The sequence below is a fragment of the Methylobacterium sp. UNCCL125 genome (assembly GCF_900116795.1).
GTDB classification, from domain to species: domain Bacteria; phylum Pseudomonadota; class Alphaproteobacteria; order Rhizobiales; family Beijerinckiaceae; genus Methylobacterium; species Methylobacterium fujisawaense.
In genome coordinates, this window is record NZ_FPBW01000032.1 from 20,956 (window position 1) to 42,320 (window position 21,365).

Sequence of the window (21,365 nt, forward strand, 5' to 3'; positions counted from 1 at the left end):
TGCTCCGCAAGGACACCACCACGACGGTCCGCCCTCCTCAGAGCCGCGCCAGCAGCCGCTCCGCCAGCGGGTTCTCGGCCGCGAAGGCATAGTCGACCCGCCGCACCGTCACGGCCCGCGCCCCCGCCTCGACCAGGGCGCCGGCGAGGTCGAACACCGCGCCCTCAGGGCAGCGCAGGACGATCTCGCCCTCCGGGCCCTTCGGGGCGCCGTAGGGCAGCTCGGCCTCGTGCAGGCCCGCCAGGGTGGCGAGGTCGATGGTGCCGCTCTCCGGCAGGGCGGCCCGCACCTCCCGGGTGGTCCGGGCGCGTTCCTCGGCGGCGATGCGGCCGAGCACGGTGCGGAGCGCCGCCCGCTGGCCCTCGCCCCAGGGCGCCTTCAGCGAGGCGACGAGGTTCGCCTCCGAGCGCAGGATGATGCCGTCGTCCAGCACCTTCAGGGCGTTGGCGGAGAGCGTCGCCCCCGTCGTGGTGATGTCGACCACGATCTCGGCCGAGCCCGCCGCCGGCGCCCCCTCGGTGGCGCCGAGGCTCTCGACGATCCGGTAATCGGCGACGCCCTTCTCGGCGAAGAACCGGCGGGTCAGATTCACGTATTTGGTGGCGACCCGCAGGCGCCGCCCGTGGCGGGTGCGCATGCCGGCGGCGACCTCGTCGAGGTCGGACATGTCGCGCACGTCGATCCAGGCCTGGGGCACGGCGACCACCACGGTGGCGTTGCCGAAGCCCAGCGGCGTCAGCAGCTCCACTTGGCCGCGCACGTCCGGCAGGGTCTCGCGGATCAGGTCCTCGCCGGTGACGCCGAGATGGGCGGCGCCCGAGGCGAGCTGCGCGGCGATCTCGGAGGCCGAGAGGTAGCGCACCTCGACATCGGGGACGCCGAGCAGCTTGCCCCGGTAGTCGCGGGCGCCGGCGCCCTGGGCGAGCTTCAGACCGGCCCGGCCGAAGAACGCGCTGGCGTTCTCCTGCAGGCGGCCCTTGGATGGCACGGCGAGGATCAGCGGCATGGCGGTCGCGTCCGAAGCACTCATCGGCCGGCTCCCGCCACGCGCGCGATCCAGAAGGTGCAGCCCACCGCGGGCAGGGGCGCTGGGCTGCCGAGATGGCCGAGCAGGCCGTCGTAACGGCCGCCGCCGACCAGGATCGGGCCCTGCCCCTCGGTCACCTCGAAGATGAAGCCGGTATAATAGTCGAGGTTGCGGGCGAAGCCGCCCTGGAAGCGGAACCGCTCGATCGGCAGCCCGCGGGCCGCGATGAAGCCGGTGCGCTCCTCGAACAGGTCGAGGGCGGCCGCGAGGGCGTCGTGGCGGATGCCCGCGTCGGCCACCAGCGCCCGCAGGTCGCGGGCGGCGGCATCCGGATGGCCGGCGATGGCCCGGTAGCGGTCGAGGAGCGCACGGTTCTCGGCGTTGAGCCCGGCCCCGCCATGGGCCTGCGCGGAGGCCTTGGCGAGGAAGCGCTCGGCGATCTCGCCGGCGCTGCGCCCGCCCACCGCCGAGATCCCGGCGATCGCCAGCACGTCCTCCACGAAGGCGCGCACGCCCCGCGGGTCCTGGCCCTGGATCGCCGCCAGCAGGCCCGCATGGGGATCCTCCGGGCGGGTCCCCTCGGCGCCGTTGGTGACCACGTCCAGCGAGCGCCCGGCGGCCAGCGCCCGGAGCGTCCGGCGCTTGGCGGCGGGCGGGACCGCGAGGCCGTCGAGGAGCGCCACGGTCAGCCCCATGTCGCCGAGCCGCACCGCCGGATCGGTCCGGCCGAACAGGGCGAGGCCCTCGAGGGCGAGACCCAGCACCTCGGCGTCGGCGGCCGGCGTGTCGGTGCGCCCGATCGACTCGATGCCGGCCTGGAAGAACTCGTCGGGCTCGTCGGCGGCGAGGCGGAAGACCGGACCGCAATAGCTGTAATCGGCCACCTGCCCGTCGGCCTCCGCCCGGTGGAGGCGACAGACGGGAATCGTGAATTCCGGCCGCAGGCACAGCTCGGCGCCGCCCGCATCCTGCGTGACGAAGATCCGCCGGCGGATGTCCTCGCCCGACAATTCGAGGAACGGCTCCAGCGGCTGCAGCACCGGCGGCGTCACGGGCCGATAGCCCGCCGCCGCCAAATGCGCGAGCAGCCGCGTGCGCGCCGCATCCCCCGCCCCCGTCTCGCCTGCCTCCGGTCGTGTCATCGGATCCATCCTCGCGGGCGCTCTGTAGCAACCGTGGCCGGACTTGGCGACACGTCGCAGGGCGGTGCGGTGCGCAGGACTGCGCAGGTCCCCGTACCGCGGACCGATACGCGCTACGGCGCCACAGACTTCACCCGCTCGGAGCAGCCGCTCAGAGCGGCCGGCCGCCGCCGAGACGCGCCCCGCGGGGGCGCCGGACCGGCTTGCGGCGGGCGATCACGGTCAGGGCCGGCGCTCCGGCGATCCCGGCGCTCAGGACGGGGGCGCTGCCGGTCCCGGGGGTGGCCTGGGCGACGGCGCTCGGCAACCGGTCGAGGACCGGCCGGGCGGCCCAGACGGGGCCTGTCCCGGCGCAGATCAGGCCGGCCGACAGGATGAGGATCTTCGCGCGCATCCCGACATCTCCCCCGACCCCTCCACGGAACCGACCGAGGATAACGCCGCCGGAGCCGCCGCGTTCGACCTGCGCGCCTCAGGTCTCCGAAGCCGTGAAATGCCGGGCCAGCACGGCGCGGACCTGCGCCACCAGATCGGCCTCCGGACACGAGATCTGCGCGGGCCGCGCCGCCTTCCACTCGGCGTTGCTGGCGATGGATTCGGCCGCCTGGGCACCCGCGATCAGGTCCTTGATCTGGACCTCGCCGGCCAGACGCTCGTTCGAGCCCTGGATCACCGCCACGGGTGCGCGCCGGCGGTCGGCGTATTTCATCTGCGCCTTCATGCCGGCGGCGCCGAGGTAGAGCTCCGCCCGGATGCCGTCGGCGCGCAGGAGCGCCACCAGCCGCTGGTAATCGGCCATGTTCTCCCGGTCGAGGACCAGCACCACCACCGGCCCGGGCGCCTCGGCGCCGGCGAGCAGAGGGCTGCCCACGAGCTGCAGGGCCGAGAACAGCCGCGAGACGCCGATCGAGAAGCCGGTGGCCGGGACCGGCTCGGACCGGAACCGCCCGACGAGCCCGTCGTAGCGCCCGCCGCCCGCCACCGAGCCGAAGCGCACGGTCTGGCCGTCCTCGTTGGTGACCGGAAACGTCAGCTCGGCCTCGTAGACCGGGCCGGTATAGTATTCGAGGCCGCGCACTACGCTCGGATCGGCGCGGATCACGTCGTGGCCGTAGCCGGCGGCGGCGCAGAGGCGCATGATCGCGTGCAATTCGGCGATGCCCGCCCGGCCGGTCTCGGACTCGCCGACCGCGTCGTGCCAGCCGGCGAAGAACTTCTCCCAGAACGCCATCTTGTCGGCGCCGTCGCCGGCATCGGCCTGGAACGACACGTAGGCGAGGATCCGGCCGATCGCCGCCGCGTCGAGGCCCGCGCCCTTGGTGAAGTCGCCGCTCTCGTCCTTGCGGCCGGCGCCGAGGAGATCGCGCACCCCGTCGACGCCGAGCCGGTCGAGCTTGTCGATCGCCCGCAGGACCGTCAGGCGCTGGCCGGCCTTGTCGGGACCGGCGAGCCCGATCGCCTCCATGACGCCATCGAGCACCTTCCGGTTGTTGACCTTGACCACGTACTGGCCGCCGAGCCCGAGGCGGTTCAGCGTGTCGGCCATCAGCATGCAGGTCTCGGCATCGGCCGCGACGCTGCCGGCGCCCACGATGTCGGCGTCGAACTGCATGAACTGGCGGAAACGGCCCGGCCCCGGCTTCTCGTTGCGGAACACGTAGCCGGCCCGGTAGCTGCGATACGGCTTGGGCAGGGCGTCGTAGTTCTCGGCGACGAAGCGCGCGAGCGGCGCCGTCAGGTCGTAGCGGAGCGACAGCCACGCCTCGTCGTCGTCCTGGAACGAGAACACGCCCGCGTTCGGACGGTCGAGGTCGGGCAGGAACTTGCCGAGCGCCTCGGTGTACTCGACGAAGGGCGTCTCCAGGGCCTCGAAGCCGTAGAGCTCGAAGCTCTTGCGGATCGTCTCCAGCATCCGCCCCTGCGCGGCGATCTCACCGGCGCGCCGGTCGACGAAGCCGCGCGGCAGGCGGGGCTTCAAGGTCTCGGCCTTCTCGGCCTTGGGGGTGTCGGCCTTGGACATGTGCGCGCGTTCGCTTCTCGCGGACCCGGAGCCCGGGTCCGGCATCGGATCTTGAATCGTCTCCGCCGGGCGGAGAACCCTTGGCCGGGCTCTAAAGCATGCCGCGCGAAAGGGGAATTCGGTTGGCGGGGCTTCGATTGGCGGGACTCAGTACGGCGCCGTCAGCTTGAGCCAGAGCAGGGCCGCGAGGCTCACCACGGCGATCGGCATCTGCAGCGGACGCAGGCGGGCATGCGCCAGCGGCACCTCGCCGGCGCGCGCCGCGATCGGGTCGAGGATCCCGATGGCGGCGTAGCCGAGGATCAGCATCGCCAGCGCCGGCACGGCCTTGCCCATCACCGCCGTGAACAGGCTGGCCAGCCCGAGACCGTACAGGATCAGCATCGTCACGAGCTGCGATACCTGCGGGCCGCCCTCGGTCCGGAAGCTGACGCCCCGGCGCACCCCGGCCAGGAACAGCAGGATCGAGGCCGCATAGAGCAGGGTGAACAGCGCCACCAGATAATCGAGGGGCTGGCCGTTCAGCCACCACGCCACCGCGGCCCCGACGGCGATCGGCACCATGGGGCCGAAGCCGAAGACGAGGTCGAGCCAGGGGATCCGGCGCGGCTCGCGCGTGGTGAGGGTGCGTCCGGTAGCGTCGTCGCGCATGGCGGTCAGGGGGGACTCTCGGTTGGACGGTCTGCTGCGCTGCAGCACCGGGACGGGGAACGGCCGCGCGCCGGCCCGGTTCCGATGACCCCGTCTGCGGGCTTGCCTCTCTAGCGCCGGCTCGGCGCCCCGGCGAGGCCCTTGCGGCCGGGCCTTTGCGGTCCCCGTGCCGGCACCCCGCGCCGGGCCCTTGAGTGCGGGCGAAAAAGGCGTTATTTCTACTGGGCCCTCATCACAAGGTCTGCGCCGCAGCGCGCCCGTGAGCCGCGAGGGTCCTGCCTCATCGGTTTCGCCAATCTGACCCCGGGCCCCTCGCCGCAGCGCGGCCCGCTCTTCGGCGCCCATCCCCCGGGTGCCTGGCACTGAACCGGCCCTCCCACCTCTTCCGTCGGTTGCAAGACACCCCATGACGCCAAACCCCGACGCCCTCGCCGACATCGAGACCGCGGAGCCGGCCGATGCGCCCACCATGCCCGCCGCCCTCGAGGGCGTCCGCGAGGTCAAGCTCCAGGACCTCAAGTCGAAGACGCCCACCGACCTGACGGCCTTCGCCGAGGAGGTCGAGGTCGAGAACGCCTCGACCATGCGCAAGCAGGAGCTGATGTTCGCCATCCTGAAGCAGCTCGCTGCCAAGGAGGTCGAGATCATCGGCTCGGGCACCGTCGAGGTGCTGCAGGACGGCTTCGGCTTCCTGCGCTCCTCCGACTCGAACTACCTGCCCGGCCCCGACGACATCTACATCTCGCCGACCCAGATCCGCCGCTTCGGCCTGCGCACCGGCGACACCGTCGAGGGCCCGATCCGCGGCCCCAAGGACGGCGAGCGCTACTTCGCGCTCCTCAAGGTCAACACGATCAACTTCGAGAACCCGGAGAAGATCAAGCACAAGGTCCACTTCGACAACCTGACGCCGCTCTTCCCGACCAAGCGGTTCAAGCTCGAGCTGGACAACCCGACCAAGAAGGATTTCTCCCCGCGGATCATCGACATCGTGGCGCCGATCGGAAAGGGCCAGCGCGCCCTGATCGTGGCGCCGCCGCGCACGGGTAAGACCGTGCTGATGCAGAACATCGCGCAGTCGATCACCCTCAATCACCCCGAGTGCTACCTGATCGTGCTGCTCATCGACGAGCGGCCCGAGGAGGTCACCGACATGCAGCGCTCGGTGAAGGGCGAGGTCATCGCCTCGACCTTCGACGAGCCGGCCACCCGCCACGTGCAGGTCGCCGAGATGGTGATCGAGAAGGCCAAGCGTCTCGTGGAGCACGGGCGCGACGTCGTGATCCTGCTCGACTCGATCACCCGCCTCGGCCGCGCCTACAACACCGTGGTGCCGTCCTCCGGCAAGGTGCTGACCGGCGGTGTCGACGCCAACGCCCTGCAGCGGCCCAAGCGCTTCTTCGGCGCGGCCCGCAACATCGAGGAGGGCGGCTCGCTCTCGATCATCGCCACCGCGCTCATCGACACCGGCTCGCGCATGGACGAGGTGATCTTCGAGGAGTTCAAGGGCACCGGCAACTCCGAGATCATCCTGGACCGCAAGGTCTCCGACAAGCGCATCTTCCCGGCGATCGACATCACCCGCTCCGGCACCCGCAAGGAGGAGCTGCTGGTCCCGCCGGATTCGCTCAAGAAGACCTACGTGCTGCGCCGCATCCTCAACCCGATGGGCGTCACCGACGCGATCGAGTTCCTGCTCGACAAGCTGCGCCAGACCAAGAGCAACAGCGACTTCTTCGACTCGATGAACACCTGAGGCGCCGGTTCAACGGGCATCCCAACCCGTCGCCTCCTCCTCGGGTGCGGCGCAGCCGCCTCGGAGGAGGGCTCCAGGGATCGCAGGGCATCCGGAGGCCTCCTTCGAGGCCTCCGCTGCGCTACGGCACCTCAGGATGAGGGGGAGGGTTGGAGGGCTGGTGTGCCTCTGTCCCGCCGCGGCACGGAAGCGACCGGCTCCGCGATGCGGCCGTTGACTGTCTCCTAACCCCTCCCTGCCAAGGTCATCTTCGGGCGCCAGGTTGCGTATCGGCGCCGCGACAGCCCCGCCGGCCGGTCCATCCCGGCGGCGGGGCTCGTCGCAGCCCGGGCGATCCCCGGCTTGCACCGATCCCCGGATCCGTGACACTGGCGCGATGCTCCGCTCGCCCTGGACCGGTCCGGATCCGCTCCTCCTCGCCTCGACCAGCCCGACCCGGCGCCTCCTTCTGGAGAGCGCCGCCCTGCCGGTCGAGACCGCCGCCCCGGATGTCGACGAGCGCGCCCTGGAAGCGGGGTGCGCCGGCCTGTCCCCGCCCGACCTCGCCCTGGTGCTCGCCCGCGCCAAGGCGGAATCGGTGGCGGCGCGCCATCCCGGCCGGATCGTCATCGGCGCCGATCAGGTGCTCGATCTCGACGGCACCGTGTTCCACAAGCCGGCCGATGCGCAGGCCGCCCGGGCCCAGCTCGCCCGTCTGTCCGGCCGCACCCACGCCCTGCATTCCGCCGTGGTCCTGGCCGGGGCGGTGCAGGACGCCTTCGTGGAGACCGCCCGGCTGACCCTGCGCCCCCTCGATGAAAGGGCCATCGCGGCCTATGTGGGCTGTGCCGGCGAGGCACGGGTGCGGTCGAGCGTCGGCGGCTACCAGCTCGAAGGGCCTGGGATCCACCTGTTCGAATCGGTCGTGGGCGACCACAGCACCGTGCTGGGCCTGCCGCTGCTGCCGCTCCTCGCCCGCCTGCGCGGGGCCGGGGTTCTGGATTTTTGAGGGAGCCTCCCCTTGGCCGGGCATGACCATTCCCACGACGGCCATTCCCACGAAGGCCACGCTCACGGAGGCCATGCCCATGGCGGCCACGGCGGTCACGCGCACGCGCCGAAGGATTTCGGCACGGCCTTCGCCATCGGCATCGTCCTCAACACCGCCTTCGTGGTGATCGAGGCGGCCTACGGCTATCTCAGCAACTCCATGTCCCTGGTGGCCGATGCCGGCCACAACCTCTCGGACGTTCTGGGCCTCGCGGCGGCCTGGATCGCCGCCCTGCTGGTGCGCCGCCGCGCCACCGCGCGCTTCACCTACGGCTATCGCGGCTCCTCGATCCTGGCCGCCCTGTTCAACGCCGTGGTCCTGCTGATCGCCATGGGGGCGGTGATCTGGGAGGCGCTGGTCCGGCTGGTCCATCCGGAGCCGGTCGCGGGCACGACCGTGATGGTGGTGGCCGCGGTGGGAATCCTGGTCAACGGCCTCACCGCGTGGCTCTTCGTCAGCGGCGCCAAGGGCGACATCAACGTCCGCGGGGCGTTCCTCCACATGGCGGCCGACGCCGCCGTCTCGGCCGGGGTCGTGATCGCGGGCCTCGTGATCCAGCTCACCGGCTTCGCCTGGCTCGACCCGGCGGTCAGCCTCGTCATCGCGGCTCTGGTCGTCTGGGCGACCTGGGGCCTGCTGCGCGACAGCGTGGCGATGTCCCTCGACGCCGTGCCGCCGCAGATCTCCCCCGATGCCGTGACAGGCTTCCTCCTCGGACGGCCCGGCGTTGCCGGCCTGCACGACCTGCATATCTGGCCCATGAGCACCACCAGCATCGCCCTGACCGTCCATCTCGTGATGGCGGAGGGGCATCAGGCTCACGGCCACCCCGGCAACGGCTTCCTCAACGAGACCGCCGAGGGCCTGCGCACCCGGTTCGGCATCGGCCACGCGACGTTGCAGATCGAGGAGGCCGGCGGCCCGGCCTGCCGCCTCGCGCAGGATTGCGCGGCATGAGCGTCGCGAATCCCCGCGCCTTCGTGGTCGGCCACCCGATCGCCCATTCGCGCTCGCCGCTGATCCACGGTTACTGGCTCGCCGCGCACGGGATCCCGGGCTCCTACGAGCGGCTCGACGTGCCGCCGGCGGCGTTTCCGGACTTCATCCGCGCCCTGCCGGATTCGGGCTTCCGGGGCGGCAACGTCACGATCCCCCACAAGGAGGCGGCCTTCGCGCTGGCCGACACCCTGACGCCGCGGGCCAAGGCGATCGGCGCGGTGAACACCCTGGTGGTCGAGCCCGACGGGCGGATCCGCGGCGACAACACCGACGCGCCGGGCTTCTGCGCCCATCTCGACCACACCTTAGGCGCAGCCTGGCCGGCGCGGGCGGGCGGCACCGCCCTGGTGCTCGGCGCCGGCGGCGCCGCGCGGGCGATCGTGGTCGGGCTGGCCGAGCGGGGCCTGCGGCGCATCTGGGTCGCCAACCGCACCGCGGCCCGGGCCGAGGCGGTGGCGGCGCTCGCGCCGGGCATCGGCGCGGCGCTCGCCTGGGACGACCTGCCGGCGGCGCTCGCCGGGACCGGCCTCCTGGTCAACACCACGTCCCTCGGCATGAAGGGCCAGCCGCCCCTCGCCATCGACCTGTCGCCCCTGCCGGCGGAGGCGGCCGTGGCCGACATCGTCTACGCACCCCTGGAGACGGAGCTCCTCGCGGCGGCGCGCCGCCGGGGGCTCGCGGCCGTGGACGGGCTCGGCATGCTGCTGCACCAGGCGGTGCCGGGCTTCGAGGCGTGGTTCGGCCCGCGCCCCGCCGTCACCCCGGCGCTGCGCGACCGGATCGTGGCGGATCTCGCCGGATGACCCCGAAGGCCGGATCCGGACCCGTCATCCTCGGGCTCACCGGCTCGATCGGCATGGGCAAGTCCGCCACCGCCCGGATGTTCGCCGACCGCGGCGTCCCGGTTCACGACGCCGACGCCGCGGTCCACGCCCTCTACGGGCCCGGAGGCGCGGCCGCCGCGGCGATCGGCGCGGCCTTTCCCGGCGTGCTCGACGACGACGGCGGCGTCGACCGGACGCGGCTGCGCGCCGCGGTGCTCGACGCGCCCGACCGGATGGCGGCGCTGGAGGCCATCGTCCATCCCCTGGTCCGGGCGGCCAGCACGGACTTCCTGGCGCGGCACGCGGCGGCGCCGCTGGTCGTCCTCGACATCCCGCTCCTCTACGAGACCGGCGGCGCGGGCCGCTGCGACGCGGTCGTGGTGGTGAGCGCCCCGCCCGAGATCCAGCGCGCCCGGGTGCTCGCCCGCCCCGGCATGACCGAGGCGGCCTTCGCGGCGATCCTGGCCAAGCAGATGCCCGACGCCGAGAAGCGCGCCCGGGCGGATTTCGTCATCGACACGAGCCGGGGTTTTCCCGCCGCCGAGGCCGAGGTGGCGCGGATCGTCGAGCGCCTCACGGCGCATCGTGCGGAGCCGCACCACGGCACCGGATGACACGCCCGCGCGGATGAATATCTGCGGTTGCGTTCCGGGGGGAACACGAACGGCAGGATGGACGTGATGGCGCGGCACTCCGGCGGGATGGATCCGGTCCGGTCCGGCGGCCTCGGGGCCGCGACCCTTCTCGTGCTGCTGGCGGCCATGCCCGCGCAGGCCCAGTACGCCGCCAGCTGCCCCCCACCGAAGAAGTTCGCGGCCGGCGCCTGCGTCACCGCCTGTCCGGGCGGCTACGAGGACCGGGGACCCGTCTGCGTCTACCGCAACACGTCCCGCTGAGGCGCACGGGAGCTTAACCCCTCCGCCTTATCCGGCTAGGGTCCGCCCCCACCCCGCGAGTCGCGAGACCCATGCTGCGCGAGATCGTCCTCGACACCGAGACCACCGGCACGGAGGCGAAGGGAGGCGACCGGCTGATCGAGATCGGCGCGGTGGAACTCCTCAACCACATCCCCACCGGCCGGAGCTTCCACCGCTATTGCAACCCGCAGCGGGCGGTCTCCGAGGGGGCGTTCAATGTCCACGGCCTGTCCGACGCGTTCCTGGCCGACAAGCCGGTCTTCGCGGAGATCGTCGGCGAGCTGCTGGCCTTCCTGGCCGACGGACGCCTCGTCATCCACAACGCGCCCTTCGACGTCGGCTTCCTCAACATGGAATACGCCCGGCTCGGCGCGAACGCCCCGCCCCCGATCCGGCTGGAGGACGTGGTCGATACCCTGCCGATGGCCCGGCGCAAGCATCCGGGCGCGGCCAACAACCTCGACGCCCTCTGCAGCCGCTACGGCATCGACAACACCCGGCGCACCAAGCACGGGGCGCTCCTCGACGCGCAGATCCTGGCCGAGGTCTATGTCGAGCTCCTCGGGGGCAAGCAGACCAGCCTCGGGCTCTTGGACGCGGAGCAAGCCGCCCCGGTGGCCGGATCTTCCGTCCAGGCCGTGGCCCCCGTGGCGCCCCGTCCCTACCGGAGCCGTCTTACCGATGCGGAGCGCGCCCGCCACGACGGCTTCCGCGCGAGCCTCGGTCCTGCCGCGATCTGGGCCGACTATATCGGGGCGGACGATCCCGTCTGATCCGGCGGTCTGATCCCTAAGCCTGCTGCGCGGCGCCGACGGTTGTCGCATTGCACAGGGGCGTTTATTGCAATGCACAAAACATCCTCGACACATCATCTCGCAGGATGGTGAGGGTCGGCTCATGCGATGCCCGCGCGGTGGCGCAGGCGCATCGGGTCCGGCCGTGACAGAGACATTGAGGCAGTGAGGCGCGCACGCATGACCGAGAATTTCGGCAGTCGCGACGGACAGCGCGACGACAAGACCGGCCTGTCGCCCTTCGCCGACATGATCGAGGCCACCCGTCTGACCGGCCTCGGCCGGCTCGAGGAGGCGACCGCCCTGATCCAGCGCAGCCTTGCCGGCCAGAGGGCCGCACCCGCTGAACACGCGTCGACAGACGCTTCCCCGCACCACGCCGATCCGTCGGCCGTGCCGCAGATTCCCGCAGCGGAATCCGGGACGCGGATGCGCGAGGTGGTGGGGCAGGTCGTGCGCGGCCTTGCACCGGTGCTGAAGGGCCTGGGCAACCCGCTGCGGCACCCCGCTCCGCCGCCCGCCGACCGGGGGGGCGGGACCGGGGGCCGCTTCGTCGCCCTGACCCATGCCGAGCCCGCCGGCACCCGCGAGTACAAGCTGTTCATCCCGAGCCATCCGGACGCGGCCGCGCCGCTGATCGTGATGCTGCATGGCTGCACGCAGAATCCGGACGATTTCGCCGCCGGCACCGGCATGAACACCCTCGCCGAGCGCGCCGGCGTGTTCGTGGCCTACCCGGCCCAGAGCCGTCAGGCCCATGCCCAGCGCTGCTGGAACTGGTACGAGCCTCGGGACCAGGGCCGGGGCACGGGCGAGCCGGCGATCATCGCGGGCCTCGCCCGCGCCATCATGGCGGAGCACCCGATCGACTGGGCCCGGGTCTACATCGCCGGCCTGTCGGCGGGGGGCGCCGCTGCCCTGAACATCGCCCGCGCCTATCCCGACCTCTTCGCCGCCGTCGGCGTGCATTCCGGCCTCGCGGCCGGCTGCGCCCGGGATCTCGGCTCGGCGCTGATGGCCATGCAGGTCGGCGCCCCGGGCCTCGGCACCGCCACGGCTTTCGGCAGCCCGGCCCCGGCCACCCGCGTGCCGACGATCATCTTCCACGGCGAGGACGATGGCACGGTGAGCGTGCGCAACGCCGATCAGGTTCTGGCCCAGGCGCACGTCGCCGGTCTGATCGCCCGGTCCGAGACCTTCGAGGGCCGCGGCCACCCCTTCACCCGCACCCGCTACCGGGACGAGGCGGGCCGGGTCGTGGTCGAGGATTGGCGGGTGCGCGGCGCCGGCCATGCCTGGTCCGGGGGCCGCCCCGACGGCAGCTACACGGACCCCGAGGGGCCCGACGCCTCCCGGGCGATGCTCGACTTCTTCGCCGAGCACCGGCTGGGACCGGCCCGGCGCCCGTAAGGGGTTTCCCCAAGGGCCGCGCACTCTGGCGGGTTGTCAGGGCGCGGCCCTGCTGTATCGCAGGGCTTTGCCCTGCACCCACAAAAGGTCCCGGACCTTTTGAATCCAGGACCTTCCATGACCGCGACCGCCACCCCCGCGCCGATCCCGACCCTCCAGGGTCTCGCCGAGGTCGCCGACCGGTACGACCTGATCCTCTGCGACGTCTGGGGCGTACTGCATGACGGCCAGAAGGCCCACGAGGCCGCCGGCGAGGCGCTGATCCGCTTCCGTGGCCTTCCGGGGGCGTGGCCCCGCCGGGTCGTCCTCGTCTCGAACGCGCCCCGGCCCGGCGACGGCGTCGGCCGCATCCTCGACCGGTTCGGCGTGCCGCGGGAGGCCTACGACGCGATCCTGACCTCGGGCGACCTCACCCACGACCTGATCGCCGCGCGCCCGGGCGCCCGGATCCGGCATCTCGGACCGGAGCGCGACCTCGGCATCTTCCAGGGGCTCGACCTCAGCCTCGTCCCGGAATCGGAGGCCGACCTCGTCGTCTGCACCGGCCTGTTCGACGACCGCAGCGAGACCCCGGACGATTACCGGCCGGAGCTGGAGCGTCTGGCCGCCCGCGGGCTGACCATGATCTGCGCCAATCCCGACCTCGTCGTGGAGAGCGGCAACCGCCTGATCCCCTGCGCGGGCCTGCTCGCGGCGGCCTATGCGGAGATCGGCGGCCCCGTGGTCTATGCCGGCAAGCCGCACCGCCCGGTCTACGAGGCGGCCCTCGCCAAGGGGGCGGCCCTCACCGGGGCCCCGGTGGATCCGGCGCGGGTCCTGGCGATCGGCGACGCGATCCGCACCGACATCGCGGGCGCCCGCGGCTTCGGCATCGCCAGCGTGCTGGTGGCCCGGGGCATCCACGCGGAGGAACTCGGCGTCACGGCCGCGCATCACCGCCTGGGCGACGTGGCCGAGTGGCTCGGCCGGCAGGCGGTGCATCCGGACGGGGTGATCGAGCGGCTGGTCTGGTAGCGCCCTTCCGGACCTCGGCGTATTGCCGTCAGTCCAACTCTCTGAAATCCGCGACAAGCTTGACACCGCGCGGGAAATTGCGTGGATTTGCGGGCGTGAATCGATCCCGCGTCCAACAATCAGCCCCGACATTCGCTTCGCTCGTCATGCGATTCGACCGGGAGACCTGTCCGGCTGCGGTGCTTTCGACGATCGGGGCCGGTGAGACGGCGGGTCTTGCGTGACCCTGGTCTCCGGACTGCCGGACTTCCTGCTCTATCTCGGCACCGCGACCGGACTGATCGGCCTCTACCTGCTGATCTACACCCTTGCCACCGCGCATAACGAGGTCGCGCTGATCCGCCGGGACGTGACGGCTGCGGCCATCGCGCTGGGCGGAAGCCTGCTCGGCTTCACCCTGCCGCTGGCGGTGGCGATCTACAACGCACGGTCCCTGCTCGAATGCCTGATCTGGGGCCTGATCGCCCTCGTGATCCAGATCGCGATCTACTGGCTCGTGCGCCTTGCGGTGCCGGACCTGTCGCGGCGCATCGAGGAGGATCGCGCCGCCGCCGCGCTCCTCCTCGGCGCGGCCTCGCTGGCGGGCGGCGTCGTGAACGCCGCCGCGATGACCTATTGAGCGGCCGGTGACGGAGACCGCCCCCGCCCCCGCAGCCGTCGGCGCGCCCGAAACCGGTTTCGCCGCCGCCCGCCGCTCCAAGCGCTCGGCCGCCGTGTCGCTGGTTCTGGTCGCGGGCGCCGGCGCGGCCGCCCTGACCCTCGGCGGCCTCGATCCGTCCCAGCGGGAGGAGGAGGCGCTCGTCTACGGGACGCTCGGCGCCTGCATCGCCCAGCAGCTGCGCAGCGCCGAGGCCTGCATCGCCGCCTACAAGACCGCGCAGGAGGCCTACGCGGCGACGGCGCCGCGCTACGAGACCGAGGCCGATTGCCAGCGCCACCACGGGACCGGCGGCTGCACGCCGGGCGGGCCGGTCACGGAGGCCGCGCGCGGCCGCTACCTGCCGGTGATGGCCGCCTTCCTGCTGGGGCGGACGGACGCGCAGGACCTGCCGGTCCAGCCGCTCTACCCGCACGCCCCCGAAGAGGAGCGCGACGCGGCGGAGGCGGGGACGGCCGGACATGGGGGCGGCTACTGCACCGGCACGGGCGGCCGGGTCGCCTATGCGGGCGGCGTCTCGCGGGTCCATGTCCCCGCCTCGGTCGCCCGCACCACGAGCACGACCCCGCGCACGATCAGCCGCGGCGGCTTCGGCGGCACCGGGCGGGCGACGGCGTTCTCCGGAGGCTCGGGCGGCCGCACGGGCGGTTTCGGAGGCGGCTGATGCGCCGGGTGGCGATCCCGGAGCGGCCCGACTGGCGGCTCCACGCCGCGCGGGCCGGCTTCGCCTTCCACACGTTCGACGGCGCCCCCTACTGGGATGAGACCGCCTACTACGCCTTCAGCCTCGCCGAGATCGAGGACGCCATCGAGGCGCCGAGCGCCGCGCTGCACGAGCTCTGCCTCGCCTTCGTGGACCGGGCGGTCCGCGACGAAGCGATTCTCGCCGCGCTGCGGATCCCCGAGCATGCCTGGGACGCGATCCGGGCGAGCTGGGAGCGGCGCGACCCCAGCCTGTATGGGCGCTTCGACTTCAGCTACGGGGGAACCGGGCCGGCGAAGCTCCTCGAATACAACGCCGACACGCCCACCGCCCTCTACGAGAGCGCGGTCTTCCAGTGGCTGTGGCTGGAGGACGGGCTGGCCCGGGGACGCCTTCCCGCCGGCGCCGACCAGTTCAACACCCTGCACGAGGCGCTGGTGGCGCGCTTCGCCGTGGTGGCGCCCCCGGAGGGCGTCGCCTTCGCTGGCTTCCCCGACGCGCCGGAGGATCGCGGGACGCTGGCCTATCTCCAGGATTGCGCGCTCCAGGCCGGCCGCGCCGCCCCCTTCCTGCCGGTCGAGGCGATCGGGCTCGCCGAGGACGGGCGCTTCGTGGACGCGGCCGGTGCCCCGATCGGCTGCCTGTTCAAGCTCTACCCGTGGGAATGGATGTTCGCCGACCCGTTCGGCCGCGCGGTCGGCACGGCATCGACCCGGTTCCTGGAGCCGCCCTGGAAGGCGGTGCTCTCCAACAAGGGGATGCTGGCGCATCTCTGGGCGATGGCGCCGGGCCATCCCAACCTGCTGCCGACCTATTTCGAGGAGGACCCGGCCAAGGCCGCGCTGGGCCGGAGCTTCGTGAGGAAGCCCCTCTACGGGCGCGAGGGCGCCAACGTGCTGATCGTGCGCGACGGCGCCGTCGCGGCGCGCGACGAGGGCCCCTATGGCGGCGAAGGCTTCGTGCGGCAGGCCCTGGCCGCGTTGCCCGATTTCGAGGGCCGCCGCGCGCTGGTCGGCAGCTGGATGGTCGGCGATCGACCCGCCGGCCTGTGCCTGCGCGAGTCGGACGGCCTCATCACCACCGACCGGGCCCGGTTCGTCCCGCACCTCATCGCGCCGTGACCGCGGCCCGGGTCGCCGGTCACCGGCCCAGCGCCGCGAGTTCCCGCCGCATGTTCGACCGCGCCGGCCCCTCCAGCTCCGCCCGGGCCCGGTCGGTGACGAACAGCGGCCGGCCGGATGCGAGGGCCCCCCGCAGGAAGGCCGCGCGCCCCTGCCGGTAGGCGGCCTCGCCCACGACCGGGACGAATTCCCGCGCCACGCCCGCGGCGTAGCCGTCATAGGCGGCTCGGGCCGCCCCGAGGATCGCCATGTCCAGGTCGAGGAAGAGCGCGACGTCCGCGGCGAGCGCGGCCGGGAGACCGTCCGGGACGGCGTGCCGCTCGGTCGCCAGGATCATCGTCTCGGCCGCCGCCAGCGTGGGTGCCGGGACCGCGCCCTCCAGCAGCACCCGCAGGAGCGCGGCGCTGCGGCGCTCGTTGTCCGGGGCGCCCGGCTGGTAGACGGCGTCGTGGAACCAGATCGCCAGTTCCACCGCGTCGGGATCCCGGACGGTCGCGCGGTGGGCGCGAAACGCCTCCAGGAGCGCGTCGATATGCGCCTGGCCGTGATAGACGCGCTGCGGCTCGGCCAGCCGGGCACGCAGGTCAGCCAGGATGCGGGGATGGCCGTCGAGCATCGTCCGATCCTCTATCCGATCCGCCTCCGCGGGACGAGACGGGACCGCACCGATCCGGGTTCGTCGATGGCACGTCCGCGCGCGGTATGTCGGGCAACGTCCGGCCTGTCGTGGCCCGCTCCGGTGCAAATCCTGGCATCCGCATGCGCCGCCCGGTTCAAGCGGCGCTGTGCGTCCGAAGGCTGAATCGGTCGCGTCCGGCGAGACCATCGTCTCCACATCCATGATCAATCATGCAATCTTCGATTTTGCGCAATGCAATGCCGTTGTCCGTGACAGGGTCTCTACTGGACGGATGACACCGGTTATCGCATCTGGTCTTCACGCCGGGCGCCGGCTACACGGGCTGAACGAATCCGGAGGATCCCCCGCGCCCATGAGAACGAGGACCCTGACAGCGACCACGTGGCTGGTTCTGACGACGCTGCTCGCCGCCCCCCCGGCTCGCGCACAGGCCCCTGCCTCCGCCCCCGCCTCCGCCTCCGCCCCGGCGGGTCAGGCGTCCAAGCCCGATGTCGATCCCGCGCAGGAGACGATCCGCAAGCTCAACGCCTATGTCGGGCTCCTCAACCGGACCCTGCGGGCGCAGGAATCGCTCAGCCGCTATCAGAGCTGGGTCAACATGAAGACCGGCCCGACCGGCCGCGAGCGGATCATCTACGGCCTCTACGGGCTCTACGATGTCCGCGGCGAGATCGCGAAGGCGGAGGCCGCGACGGCGCAGCCGCCCGCGATGCCGAACCTCGACGGCGCCATGACGCGCTACATCGCCGCCTACCAGGCCCTCGCGCCGACGATCACCGAGGCGGAGGGCTATTACGAGCGGCAGGATTACCGCGCGGACAAGATGGAGCAGGGCAAGGCGCTCCACGCCAAGCTCGCCGTCGCGGGGCCGGCCTTCCTGGCGGCGCGTGCCCAGGTCGATGCCGCGCTGCGGGTCGAGAAGGAGAAGAGCGACGCGCTGGAACTCGCCGCCATCGAGGCCCGGGAGGGCCGCAAGGCGCGCTGGCACGTCGCGAACGTGATGACCGAGGCGCGCAAGGTCATGGACCTGCTGCCCACCGACGCCAAGCCGGTCGTCGACATGGCGGCCTTCGAGGCCGCGCTCGGGCGCTATGCCGTCGCCGTAAAGGACCTGGACGGGTACAGCGCCGCCAACCCGAACGCCTTCCACGTGTTCGAGAGCCGGCCGCGCGCATTGCTCGGCAAGCTGCGCGAATTCGACGCCAAGCTCGCCAAGGCCAAGGGGGATGCCCGCCGCGGCGCCGGGCGCGACGTGACCTGGATCGTGAACGACTACAACACGATGGTCTCGACCGCGCAGACGGCCACGACCTTCTCGCGGTGATCGGGGGGCGCCGTCAGCGGCTGTCCCGGCCCGGTTCCGTCAGCCGCAGCGAGGTCGCGGCCGTGGCGACGGCCGCCTGCCAGCGCGCCCGCTCGGCCGCGGGATAGCGGATGCGCAGGGTGACGAAGGCGCCGCCGCGCCCGCCCGCCCGGAGGGTCTTCCGGTACAGGATGCCGTCGGCGGTCGTGCAGGAAAACACGATCCAGCCGGGCTTGCGCGCCCCGTATTCGGGCGGTTGCCGCAGGCAGGTCTTCCGGTCCGCGGCCACGACGGCGTCGAGATCCTGGTCGAGCCCGTCGTTCAGGCCCGACACCGTCAGGTGCAGATGGCCGTCGGCCGAATGGAAGGCCTGCCCGTCGCCGTTGTCGGGCGGCGGCTCCGCGACGAGGTCGGCGGGAACGTCGATGGAGAAGCCGAAACGGGCATTGACCACGTGCCGGAGCGCGGGTGTGTCCGACAGCGCCCCGCTCCAGTCGCGCCGGACCTGCGCGATCCGCGCAGTATAGACCCGCGCCAGGCAGGCGGCATCCGGGCAGGCATCGCGGATCCGCGTGCGCCAGCGTGCGTGGTCCGCACCGACGGTGTCGATCGCCCGGCCGGTCTCTCCGTCGATCCCACGGGTCTCCCCGGCGATCCTGTCGAACAGGCGCCTGAGTTCGTCGTCCAGCCTCGTCAGAGCGGGGTCGGCACAGATCAGCGTCTCGACCCGGCTCCGGCTCCCGGCGCAATCCGGAGCCGCCTGCGCGGCAGACGCGCCCGCGCTCAGGCCGAAGCCGAGCGCCAGCACGGGGCACGCGGCCCGCCATCGCCGCGGCCGGAAGGCCGGGCGCTCCGCGAACGCCGCTCTCGGCGAGGCCTGACCGGAAGCCCGGGCGGGACCGGGCATCGATCCGCCGCCTGCCGGCCGTGATCGCTTCGGCGGAGGCGTCTTCCGTCGCAGCACAACATCCTCCCTCCAGCGCGCCGCCACATCCCGGAACGGGCCGGGAGCCCGGGTCACCGGATCGTCGGCGGACCGAACGAAAGCTTTCGGGCAGAGTTGAGGCCGACCGTGAAGCCCGCACAGGGTCGAGGCGGAGTGAAAACGCTGCCGTCGGCGTCGCCTGCGCACCCGTGTGCCCGGCCTGGCGGATGTCGTCTCCCGACCCGAGCGCGCGATACAGGGGTACGCGGCGAAACCACCGGACATTGATTCCCGGAGATCGTTCTCCATGATCTGTCGGACGTTTTCGTCCACAAATCTATTTGCCAAAACAGAAAGGCATCGCTCAACGAACTGTCGATGATCGAGGGGCACGGGCTGCCGCTTCCTGCCGCCCGGTCAAGGCTGCGTCGCGCGATCGTGCCGTCGGCCGGATCTTCGCGGTGACGCATGCCGGCAGCCCCGACGAGCGGGAGCGCCGCACAGCATCCCGCGATCGTCACACGACAGCATCCCTGCGAGACCGATCCCGGGACCCACGTTTCACCCGGTCTCGATCGGAAGCGGCCGGTCCGGTGCGCGCGGCCGCGATCGATTGCGCTGAGGAGACCGTTCGGTCTATCGCCTGCGCAGGACGGCCGGCGGCCTCGGGCGCCGGCTCGATCCGCGAGGAGCGCGCCCATGTCAGCCGCACACGCCCCGATCGGCCGCTTCCCGATCCCCCGCCTGGAGGATCTGCCGGCCGACATCCGCGCGCGGATCGAGGCGGTGCAGGAAAAGTCCGGCTTCGTCCCGAACGTGTTCCTGGTGCTCGCCCATCGCCCGGAGGAATTCCGAGCCTTCTTCGCGTATCACGACGCCCTCATGGACAAGCCGGGCAACCTGACCAAGGCCGAGCGCGAGATGATCGTCGTGGCGACCTCGGCCATGAACCAGTGCCAGTACTGCGTGATCGCCCACGGTGCGATCCTCCGGATTCGCGCCAAGGACCCGCTGATCGCCGATCAGGTCGCGATCAACTACCGCAAGGCCGACCTCACCGATCGGCAGAAGGCGATGCTCGATTTCGCCATGCTGGTCAGCCAGTCCGCGTATCTCGTGGGGGAGGCCGCGTTCGAAACGCTCGGGGCGCACGGCTTCGACGACGCGGATGCCTGGGATATCGCCGCCATCGCGGCCTTCTTCGGCCTGTCGAACCGGCTGGCGAACGTGACCAGCCTGCGGCCCAACCCGGAATTCTACACGCTGGGGCGCGGCTGACGGCATGGCCGTCCCGCCAGCGCCGCGGCGCACCTGACCGGCGCAGCTGAAAGCGACACCGCCTTGGACCCTCTCCCGTGACCGGCGCGGTGCTGCTCGCCCTGTTGCCGATCGTGATCCTGACCGCGCTGGGACTGGCCCTGCGGCGGCGTGGTTTCCTGGCCGAGGGCTTCTGGCCGCAGGCCGAGCGGCTGGGCTACTTCGTGCTGCTGCCGAGCCTGTTCTTCCACGGCCTCGCGACGGCGCGGATCGAGGCCGTGCCGGTCGGCGCCCTCGCGCTGACGCTGATCCTGTCGACCCTCGCCGTCGCGGTCCTCGTGATCGTCCTGAGGCCGTGCCTGAGGCTCGACGGACCGGCCTTCACCTCGGTGTTCCAGGGCAGTGTCCGCTTCAACAATTATGTCGGGGTGACGCTGGCCGCCGGATTGTTCGGGCCGCAGGGCATCGCGCTGGCGGCCATCTGCAACGCGGCGATCGTGCCCACCGTCAACATCCTCTGCGTGCTGGTCTTCGCCCGGCACGGCACGGTGCGGCTGACGCCGCGCGGCATCGCCCGGCAACTGGCCACCAACCCGCTGGTGGTGTCCTCGCTCGGCGGAATCCTGGTCCAGGGCCTCGGCCTCGGTATTCCGCCGGGGCTGGAACCGGCCCTGCGGGCCCTCGGGGCCGCGTCGCTGCCCCTCGGCCTGCTCTGCGTCGGCGCGGCGCTCGACTTCGGCACCGCCCGGCACTGGGCGGGGCCCGTGCTCGCCGCCTCGACGATGAAGTTCGTCGCCATGCCGGCGGCGACGGTTCTGGCGGCCCTGTGCCTCGGGCTGCACGGCCCGGCGCTGACCACCGCCCTGCTCTTCCAGGTCCTGCCCACCGCCTCCTCCGCCTACATCCTGGCCCGGCAGCTCGGCGGGGACGCCCCCCTGATGGCGGGGATCACGGCGGCGCAGACCGTGCTGGCCCTGGTGGCGATGCCCCTGGTCCTGATCGCCCTCGCCGCCTGGGTTCCGCTCTAGGCTCCCGGCGCGCCGCCCGGCCCCGTCGTGCGACCTGGCGTCGCGCGCGCATGGCGGATCCGGTCGCCGTGCCCTTCGGCCACCCGGCACCGGCCTCCCGCGCGGACGGTTAGCCCGCCTGTGCCAATCCTTTAGCCCTATAGGAG

The 21,365-nt window shown here is 72.3% G+C and carries 22 protein-coding genes; 15 read left to right on the forward strand and 7 right to left on the reverse strand.

Annotated features, from left to right (window positions below):
- Window positions 1-37 precede the first annotated feature (37 nt).
- From hisG to BM396_RS26140, 5 genes are all read right to left on the reverse strand, one after another.
- Complete coding sequence (gene hisG, locus BM396_RS26120) at window positions 38-1,030, reverse strand: ATP phosphoribosyltransferase (RefSeq protein ID WP_043386169.1); 993 nt, start codon at window positions 1,028-1,030, stop codon at window positions 38-40.
- On the reverse strand, window positions 1,027-2,169 hold the full coding sequence (locus BM396_RS26125) for an ATP phosphoribosyltransferase regulatory subunit (RefSeq protein ID WP_043386166.1): 1,143 nt from the start codon (window positions 2,167-2,169) through the stop codon (window positions 1,027-1,029). Before BM396_RS26125 ends, hisG begins: the two co-directional genes overlap by 4 nt.
- Window positions 2,170-2,320: 151 nt before the next feature.
- Window positions 2,321-2,563, reverse strand: coding sequence for a hypothetical protein (locus BM396_RS26130; protein WP_043353874.1), 243 nt, complete (start codon window positions 2,561-2,563; stop codon window positions 2,321-2,323).
- A 78-nt stretch (window positions 2,564-2,641) separates the two neighbouring features.
- Window positions 2,642-4,189 carry a histidine--tRNA ligase gene (gene hisS / locus BM396_RS26135; protein ID WP_043386163.1) on the reverse strand — a complete coding sequence of 516 codons (1,548 nt, stop codon included), beginning with the start codon at window positions 4,187-4,189 and terminating at the stop codon, window positions 2,642-2,644.
- A 147-nt stretch (window positions 4,190-4,336) separates the two neighbouring features.
- Entirely contained in the window at window positions 4,337-4,840 is a 504-nt protein-coding gene (locus BM396_RS26140; RefSeq protein WP_043353871.1) for a DUF3429 domain-containing protein, read from the reverse strand.
- Window positions 4,841-5,246: 406 nt separating this feature from the next.
- Here BM396_RS26140 and rho point away from each other — a divergent pair, with 406 nt between their 5' ends.
- The 12 genes from rho (at window position 5,247) to BM396_RS26200 (ending at window position 16,066) form a co-directional block, all read left to right on the forward strand.
- Complete coding sequence (gene rho / locus BM396_RS26145) at window positions 5,247-6,596, forward strand: transcription termination factor Rho (RefSeq protein ID WP_043386160.1); 1,350 nt, start codon at window positions 5,247-5,249, stop codon at window positions 6,594-6,596.
- A 376-nt stretch (window positions 6,597-6,972) separates the two neighbouring features.
- Entirely contained in the window at window positions 6,973-7,584 is a 612-nt protein-coding gene (locus BM396_RS26150) for a Maf family nucleotide pyrophosphatase (protein ID WP_043386158.1), read from the forward strand.
- Between the two features lie 12 nt (window positions 7,585-7,596).
- A complete protein-coding gene (locus BM396_RS26155; RefSeq protein ID WP_043386154.1) occupies window positions 7,597-8,583 on the forward strand; it encodes a cation diffusion facilitator family transporter in 987 nt (328 codons plus the stop codon).
- A complete protein-coding gene (locus BM396_RS26160; protein WP_043353865.1) occupies window positions 8,580-9,428 on the forward strand; it encodes a shikimate dehydrogenase in 849 nt (282 codons plus the stop codon). The genes BM396_RS26155 and BM396_RS26160 overlap by 4 nt, the downstream gene beginning before the upstream one ends.
- A complete protein-coding gene (gene coaE, locus BM396_RS26165; RefSeq protein ID WP_043386152.1) occupies window positions 9,425-10,063 on the forward strand; it encodes a dephospho-CoA kinase in 639 nt (212 codons plus the stop codon). Before BM396_RS26160 ends, coaE begins: the two co-directional genes overlap by 4 nt.
- Window positions 10,064-10,129: 66 nt before the next feature.
- Complete coding sequence (locus BM396_RS26170; RefSeq protein WP_043353881.1) at window positions 10,130-10,345, forward strand: hypothetical protein; 216 nt, start codon at window positions 10,130-10,132, stop codon at window positions 10,343-10,345.
- 71 nt (window positions 10,346-10,416) lie between these two features.
- Window positions 10,417-11,139, forward strand: coding sequence for a DNA polymerase III subunit epsilon (dnaQ, locus tag BM396_RS26175; protein WP_043353861.1), 723 nt, complete (start codon window positions 10,417-10,419; stop codon window positions 11,137-11,139).
- Between the two features lie 201 nt (window positions 11,140-11,340).
- Window positions 11,341-12,570, forward strand: a complete 1,230-nt coding sequence (locus BM396_RS26180) for an extracellular catalytic domain type 1 short-chain-length polyhydroxyalkanoate depolymerase (protein WP_051976192.1) — start codon at window positions 11,341-11,343, stop codon at window positions 12,568-12,570.
- 117 nt (window positions 12,571-12,687) lie between these two features.
- Window positions 12,688-13,584, forward strand: coding sequence for a TIGR01459 family HAD-type hydrolase (locus tag BM396_RS26185; protein WP_043386149.1), 897 nt, complete (start codon window positions 12,688-12,690; stop codon window positions 13,582-13,584).
- 220 nt (window positions 13,585-13,804) lie between these two features.
- Window positions 13,805-14,203 (forward strand): DUF350 domain-containing protein, encoded by a 399-nt coding sequence (locus tag BM396_RS26190; protein ID WP_091995034.1) that lies wholly within the window; start codon window positions 13,805-13,807, stop codon window positions 14,201-14,203.
- Window positions 14,204-14,210: 7 nt separating this feature from the next.
- The gene (locus BM396_RS26195; RefSeq protein ID WP_043386148.1) at window positions 14,211-14,906 is read left to right on the forward strand and encodes a DUF1190 domain-containing protein; all 696 of its coding nucleotides are present in this window, start codon (window positions 14,211-14,213) and stop codon (window positions 14,904-14,906) included.
- Entirely contained in the window at window positions 14,906-16,066 is a 1,161-nt protein-coding gene (locus BM396_RS26200) for a glutathionylspermidine synthase family protein (protein ID WP_043386145.1), read from the forward strand. The genes BM396_RS26195 and BM396_RS26200 overlap by 1 nt, the downstream gene beginning before the upstream one ends.
- A gap of 19 nt (window positions 16,067-16,085) precedes the next feature.
- Here BM396_RS26200 and BM396_RS26205 read toward each other — a convergent pair whose 3' ends face one another.
- Complete coding sequence (locus tag BM396_RS26205; protein WP_043386143.1) at window positions 16,086-16,682, reverse strand: HD domain-containing protein; 597 nt, start codon at window positions 16,680-16,682, stop codon at window positions 16,086-16,088.
- Window positions 16,683-17,058: 376 nt separating this feature from the next.
- Here BM396_RS26205 and BM396_RS26210 point away from each other — a divergent pair, with 376 nt between their 5' ends.
- Window positions 17,059-18,030, forward strand: coding sequence for a YiiG family protein (locus BM396_RS26210; protein WP_051976191.1), 972 nt, complete (start codon window positions 17,059-17,061; stop codon window positions 18,028-18,030).
- 13 nt (window positions 18,031-18,043) lie between these two features.
- On the opposite strand, the gene BM396_RS32965 is transcribed toward BM396_RS26210, so the two are convergent.
- Window positions 18,044-18,916: a lysozyme inhibitor LprI family protein gene (locus tag BM396_RS32965; protein ID WP_091995037.1), complete on the reverse strand. Its 873-nt coding sequence runs from the start codon at window positions 18,914-18,916 to the stop codon at window positions 18,044-18,046.
- Between the two features lie 717 nt (window positions 18,917-19,633).
- Here BM396_RS32965 and BM396_RS26220 point away from each other — a divergent pair.
- Together BM396_RS26220 and BM396_RS26225 are read left to right on the forward strand one after the other, a co-directional pair.
- On the forward strand, window positions 19,634-20,212 hold the full coding sequence (locus tag BM396_RS26220; RefSeq protein ID WP_043386141.1) for a peroxidase-related enzyme: 579 nt from the start codon (window positions 19,634-19,636) through the stop codon (window positions 20,210-20,212).
- Between the two features lie 77 nt (window positions 20,213-20,289).
- Window positions 20,290-21,219 carry an AEC family transporter gene (locus BM396_RS26225; RefSeq protein WP_043386138.1) on the forward strand — a complete coding sequence of 310 codons (930 nt, stop codon included), beginning with the start codon at window positions 20,290-20,292 and terminating at the stop codon, window positions 21,217-21,219.
- Window positions 21,220-21,365: the final 146 nt, after the last annotated feature.

Excerpts from the sequence above, each read along its gene's own strand:
- coaE (WP_043386152.1), top strand. The coding sequence starts at position 9,425 with ATGACCCCGAAGGCCGGATCCGGACCCGTCATCCTCGGGCTCACCGGC.
- dnaQ (WP_043353861.1), top strand. The coding sequence starts at position 10,417 with ATGCTGCGCGAGATCGTCCTCGACACCGAGACCACCGGCACGGAGGCG.
- BM396_RS26180 (WP_051976192.1), top strand. The coding sequence starts at position 11,341 with ATGACCGAGAATTTCGGCAGTCGCGACGGACAGCGCGACGACAAGACC.
- rho (WP_043386160.1), top strand. The coding sequence starts at position 5,247 with ATGACGCCAAACCCCGACGCCCTCGCCGACATCGAGACCGCGGAGCCG.
- BM396_RS26185 (WP_043386149.1), top strand. The coding sequence starts at position 12,688 with ATGACCGCGACCGCCACCCCCGCGCCGATCCCGACCCTCCAGGGTCTC.
- BM396_RS32965 (WP_091995037.1), bottom strand. The coding sequence starts at position 18,916 with ATGCCCGGTCCCGCCCGGGCTTCCGGTCAGGCCTCGCCGAGAGCGGCG.
- BM396_RS26205 (WP_043386143.1), bottom strand. The coding sequence starts at position 16,682 with ATGCTCGACGGCCATCCCCGCATCCTGGCTGACCTGCGTGCCCGGCTG.
- BM396_RS26150 (WP_043386158.1), top strand. The coding sequence starts at position 6,973 with ATGCTCCGCTCGCCCTGGACCGGTCCGGATCCGCTCCTCCTCGCCTCG.
- BM396_RS26220 (WP_043386141.1), top strand. The coding sequence starts at position 19,634 with ATGTCAGCCGCACACGCCCCGATCGGCCGCTTCCCGATCCCCCGCCTG.
- hisG (WP_043386169.1), bottom strand. The coding sequence starts at position 1,030 with ATGAGTGCTTCGGACGCGACCGCCATGCCGCTGATCCTCGCCGTGCCA.
- BM396_RS26210 (WP_051976191.1), top strand. The coding sequence starts at position 17,059 with ATGAGAACGAGGACCCTGACAGCGACCACGTGGCTGGTTCTGACGACG.
- hisS (WP_043386163.1), bottom strand. The coding sequence starts at position 4,189 with ATGTCCAAGGCCGACACCCCCAAGGCCGAGAAGGCCGAGACCTTGAAG.
- BM396_RS26140 (WP_043353871.1), bottom strand. The coding sequence starts at position 4,840 with ATGCGCGACGACGCTACCGGACGCACCCTCACCACGCGCGAGCCGCGC.
- BM396_RS26130 (WP_043353874.1), bottom strand. The coding sequence starts at position 2,563 with ATGCGCGCGAAGATCCTCATCCTGTCGGCCGGCCTGATCTGCGCCGGG.
- BM396_RS26125 (WP_043386166.1), bottom strand. The coding sequence starts at position 2,169 with ATGACACGACCGGAGGCAGGCGAGACGGGGGCGGGGGATGCGGCGCGC.
- BM396_RS26160 (WP_043353865.1), top strand. The coding sequence starts at position 8,580 with ATGAGCGTCGCGAATCCCCGCGCCTTCGTGGTCGGCCACCCGATCGCC.
- BM396_RS26200 (WP_043386145.1), top strand. The coding sequence starts at position 14,906 with ATGCGCCGGGTGGCGATCCCGGAGCGGCCCGACTGGCGGCTCCACGCC.
- BM396_RS26170 (WP_043353881.1), top strand. The coding sequence starts at position 10,130 with ATGGCGCGGCACTCCGGCGGGATGGATCCGGTCCGGTCCGGCGGCCTC.